The following is a 4,692-nucleotide window of genomic DNA, read 5'->3' on the forward strand; positions in this document are numbered from 1 at the left end:
CCCGCAGCGGCGACGCCGACTTCACCAACGTCGACGACCGGCTCGGCCGCCCCGCCGCCCTGCGCGTACGGGCCCGCCGGGCGGCGCGCGGCGTCCTGCTCTCGGGGGCGTCCTGGCGGTACGGGCTGCGGCTCGCGCTGTGCATCGGGATCGCGCAGGCCCTGGTCTCGCTGGTGCCGGTGCCGCGCTCGTACTGGGTGGCGCTCACCATCACGTTCGTCCTCAAGCCGGACTTCGGGTCCGTGTTCTCCCGGGCCGTGCTGCGCGCGCTCGGCACCGCGGCCGGGCTCGTCGTCGCGGCGGCCGTGCTCTCCCAGGTGCCGCTCGGCTGGTGGTCGGTCCCGGTGATGGTGGTGCTCGCGCCGCTGATCCCGGCCCTCACCCCGCGCGGGTACGGCTTCCAGACCGCGGCCATCACCCCGGTGATCCTGCTGCTGTCCGACATCCTCAACCACCAGGGCACCGCGCTGCTGTGGCCGCGGCTCCTGGACAGCCTGATGGGGTGTGCGATCGCGCTCGTCGCCGGCTACCTGCTGTGGCCGGAGAGCTGGCACACGCGGATCGGCGACCGGCTCGCGGACGTGGTCGGGGACGCGGCGGCCTACGTGGACCTGGCGTTCGGCCCGGCCGCGGAGCGGGACCCGGCCGAGCGGGCACGGATGCGGCGGCGGCTGTACCGGGACCTGTCGGTGATCCGCGCCGAGTTCCAGCGGGCGCTCACCGAACCGCCGCCCACGGGGAGGCGGGCGGCGGCCTGGTGGCCCCTCGTCGTCGCGGTCGAGCGCATCGTGGACGCGACGACCGCGGCGCGGGTACGGGTCCGGCACGGGGCGGCTCCGCCGGGGGCCGGGGAGGCGGCGCGGGTCTCCCTCCAGCTGCGGGAGCTCTCCGACGGGCTGCGGGCGTCCGAGGTCCTCGAGGAGGTGCGGGCCGATTTCGGTGCGCCCGGTCCGCCGGACGGCGTCCTGGAACACGTCCGCCAGGAGGTGGCAGCGGCCCGCGCGATCGGCGTCCCCGAGGGGCCCGCCGGGGCGTTGCCGGGTGCGCGTTGAGCGTGGCCGGTCGCGCGCCGGTCCCCGCGCCCCTGAAGGGGTGCGGGGACCGGCGACGCACCGGAACTAGCCGACCCGGACCCCGGCCCGCTTGAGCGCGGCGGCGAGGCCGTTGGCCCAGAGGGACTCGACGCGGGAGCGCTCGTTCGCGTCGGGGTTCGCGTTCGTGCAGGACGGGCCGGGGCCGCCCCCGGACATGAGCTCGCTGCACGGGCCCTCGTAGTGGTCCGGCAGGCCCAGCACGTGCCCGGTCTCGTGCGTGGTGACCCGCGTCGAGTCGTACTCCTGGTTCTGCGCGTAGTCCAGGAAGACGTACCCCTGACCGTGCCCGTCGGTCGACGCGTACGACCCGCGCGCGTCGTTGCCCTCGTAGTACGCGAAGTCGCCCCCGCCCGAGGAGGACTGGAGCTTGACGTTGGAGACGGCGGAGTTCCAGATGGACGCGCTGTTCGCTATCTGCTGCTGGAACGAGGGGGCGCCCGACGCATCGTAGGTGACGGTCACGGACTCGGCGCCCGGGTTGGCGGCGCGCTTCTCGGCGACGGATTTCACGACCGCCTCGAAGAACGCCTTGTTGGCCGCGGCGTCCTCGGCGGAGCCCGCGTAGTGGGCCCGCGCGGTGGGGGAGGACTGCGGCTGCGCCGTCGCGGGGCCGGCCGCGAGGGCGGTGACGGTGAGCCCCGCGCCGACGGCGCACGCGAGGAGACGGATGACTGAAGTGGGGGGTGTCATGGTCATGCAAGTGATGGTGGAGGCTCACGAGCCCCCTGGGAATGATGTCACCCGGCGATAACACCGGACTATCACCGGGGAGTTCAGGCCAAAGCTCACCCTGGTGCACCCCCGCACCCCGCCCTACGCTCGACGTCCATGGACCTGGAGGTACGCCACCTGCGCGTGCTGTGCGCGATCGAGGACACGGGCAGTCTGCACAAGGCCGCCCGCGAACTGGGCATGACCCAGCCGTCGTTGAGCACACAGCTGCGCCGCATCGAGGACTTCCTCGGCGGCCGGCTGTTCCGCCGCGAGCGCACCGGCTGCCGCCCCACCCCGCTCGGCCGCGTCCTGCTCGCCCGCGCCCGCCCGCTCGTCGACGGCCTGCGCGACCTCGTCGACGAGACCCGTGCGGCCGCCGCCACCGAGGCCGCCCCGGACCGGCTCCGCATCGGCTCCACCGCGAGCCGCGCCCTGCCCGGCTGGCTGCGCCGGCTGCGCGCGGGCCCCGCGGGCGAACCGACGCTGCGCATGGACGTCTCCGCGCACGCCCTGCTGCGCCTGGTCGCCGAGGGCGGGCTCGACGTGGCGTTCGTGCACGAGGTCGAGGGCAGCCCGCTACGGCTGCCGCCGGGCCTGGTCTGCCGGGTCCTGGTCGAGCGCGAGCCGCAGTTCGTGTCGCTGCCCGGCGACCACCCCGCCGCCCGCCGCCCCGTGGTCCGCCTCGCCGACCTCTCCGGGGACCGCTGGATGGTCGACCCGACGGTGGACGGCGAATGGGACGGCCTGCTGCGCGCCCTGCGGGCCGAGGGCCTCAACCCCCGTGTGCTGCACGGCGATTACCACACGGCCGCCTCGCTCGTCGCGACCGGCGAGGTCGTCACCCTGTGCCAGCCCACGTCCCGCTCCCGCCCCGACATGGCCATCCGCCCGATCCACGGCGACCCCGTGGCCGTGCGACTGCTGCTCGCGGCCCGCACCGAGACGGTCCTCGACGCCGTGCAGCCCGCGCTGCGCGCCGCCTACTGGGAGGCGGCCCGGCAGGCCCCGGCGTACCGGGAGCGGCTCGCGCACCTGGGCGCGGACCCGGGCCTGGCGGACCTGGGGCCGGTCTGACGGACGGGCCCCGGGGCTGGTCCGACGGACGGGGCCTAGGTCCCGCGGAAGTGGGGGCGAAGGTCCGCACCGCGCTCAGACCCGTCCTGACCTGCACTTTTGTCGGCCGCTCCGCCCGGTTACCGGAGCGAGGGCGGGCGGGGCCACGACTGTTACACGACGTACGGACGACGCACACAGAGCGCCCCTACCTTCGGATCTGTCGCCGCCTCAAAGGGGCACGAACACGGACAGATCTGGCAGCGCCCGTCCGGGCCGCCCGAGCCATGAGGGAAGCACTCCTATGCGCGCCACCCGACGCACCTTCCGCACCGCCGCCATCGCCACCGGCACCGTCGCCGCCCTGGCCGTCCCCACTGCCGCCGCCTTCGCCGACCCGGCGCCCTCCCCTCAGCCGGTCACGGCCGACAGCCCTTCAGCCCAGGACCCCGCGCAGGACCCGGCGCAGGACCAGGATCCCGGCCAGGACCAGGACCAGAACGCCGACCAGGACCAGGGCCAGAACCAGAACGCGGACCAGGACCAGGACCAGGACCAGTCGGCGCGGCAGCTGATCCGCTCCGTCGACCTCGCCGAGGGCTTCTCCGCGGACATCTACCGCGTCGGCGACCACGCCGCCGAGGCCGACATATCCAAGGACGGCTCCGTCGTCGCCGGTCTGCACGCCGACGGCTCCCCCGACTCCGTCACCACCGGCGGCTACGTCTTCCGGCTCACCGCGGACGGACAGCTCACCGCCGACCAGGACCCGGACAGCACCCCCACCCCGCCGGCCCCCGGCAGCTGGGAGTCCCTCGGCACCACCGACCTCGGCGGCGGCTGGACCGCCCGGGTCGACGTCAACGCCTCCGCGCGCACCGCCCGCGCCGCGATCTCCCACGCCGGCACGGTCAAGGCCCGCATGACGGCGTACGTGGACAACGCGACGCAGCGGATCGGCAACCGCTCCTTCACCCTCACCAGCGACGGCACCGTCACCTCACGCGCCCTGCCCACCCCCGGACCGAAGCCCAAGCCGCACCCCAAGCCCAAGCCGCACCCCCAGCCCCACCACCACCGCACGTACGTCAAGACCGTGAAGCTGGCCGACGGCACCACCGCGAAGGTCTACAAGCTGGGCCGCCACCACTACCAGGCGGACGTCCGCACCGGCCACACCCTGCTCGGCAGGGTCGACGCGAACGGCCGCACCGCCAAGGCCATGAACAACGGCCTGCACATCGTGCTCACCCAGAACGGCACGCTGAAGTCCTGGATCAACGGCCCGACACTCCGGCTCGTCGACGGTTCCCGCGCCCGGCTCACCCAGCTCGGCCCGACCCACTTCCGCGCGGAGGTGCACGCCCACGGCAAGAAGATCGCCGTCCTGGACGCCAACGGCCGGACCGCCTACGCCCACCACCGCGGCCTGCACATCGCGCTGAAGGCGAACGGCAAGGTCACGTCGTGGACCGACGGGTCCCGCACCCACCGCACGGCGCCGCGCACCGCGTCCTTCGCGCCCGCCGCCGGCGGCTCCGCGCACACGTCCCTCTCCGACGTCTCCGTCACGTCGCTGCCCGTGCCGCACGACGCCACGCACACCCGCTCGCAGGACACCACCGCGCGGGGCAGCGCCCGGGCCGACGTGCGCGCCGACGCCCGCCGGACCACGGCGCAGACCGGCGCGGACACCCGGACCGCGGCCGCGGGCACCTCCGCGGCGGGCACCGACACCACCCCGCTGATCGCGGCCTCCGCCGGCGTCGCGGCGCTCGGCGCGGCCGGGCTCGGCTTCGCCCTGTACCGCCGCCGCGGCCAGAACGGCTGA

The 4,692-nt window shown here is 75.0% G+C and carries 4 protein-coding genes; 3 read left to right on the forward strand and 1 reads right to left on the reverse strand.

The features are described 5' to 3' along the window. The coding region (locus tag GTW43_RS19735; protein WP_202501706.1) for an FUSC family protein at positions 1-1,052 on the forward strand (1,052 nt) is incomplete at its 5' end. Between the two features lie 66 nt (positions 1,053-1,118). Here GTW43_RS19735 and snpA read toward each other — a convergent pair. Further along, a complete protein-coding gene (snpA, locus tag GTW43_RS19740; RefSeq protein WP_161303343.1) occupies positions 1,119-1,790 on the reverse strand; it encodes a snapalysin in 672 nt (223 codons plus the stop codon). Positions 1,791-1,922: 132 nt separating this feature from the next. Between snpA and GTW43_RS19745 the strand changes: the two genes are divergently transcribed. Both GTW43_RS19745 and GTW43_RS19750 read left to right on the forward strand, forming a co-directional pair. Then, the gene (locus GTW43_RS19745; protein WP_161303344.1) at positions 1,923-2,882 is read left to right on the forward strand and encodes a LysR family transcriptional regulator; all 960 of its coding nucleotides are present in this window, start codon (positions 1,923-1,925) and stop codon (positions 2,880-2,882) included. 283 nt (positions 2,883-3,165) lie between these two features. After that, positions 3,166-4,692 carry a hypothetical protein gene (locus GTW43_RS19750; protein ID WP_161303345.1) on the forward strand — a complete coding sequence of 509 codons (1,527 nt, stop codon included), beginning with the start codon at positions 3,166-3,168 and terminating at the stop codon, positions 4,690-4,692.

The organism is Streptomyces sp. SID5785 (genome assembly GCF_009870065.1).
GTDB lineage: Bacteria > Actinomycetota > Actinomycetes > Streptomycetales > Streptomycetaceae > Streptomyces.

Bases quoted from the DNA above. Each gene is read 5' to 3' on its own strand.
- snpA (WP_161303343.1), bottom strand. From the start codon at position 1,790: ATGACCATGACACCCCCCACTTCAGTCATCCGTCTCCTCGCGTGCGCC.
- GTW43_RS19745 (WP_161303344.1), top strand. From the start codon at position 1,923: ATGGACCTGGAGGTACGCCACCTGCGCGTGCTGTGCGCGATCGAGGAC.
- GTW43_RS19750 (WP_161303345.1), top strand. From the start codon at position 3,166: ATGCGCGCCACCCGACGCACCTTCCGCACCGCCGCCATCGCCACCGGC.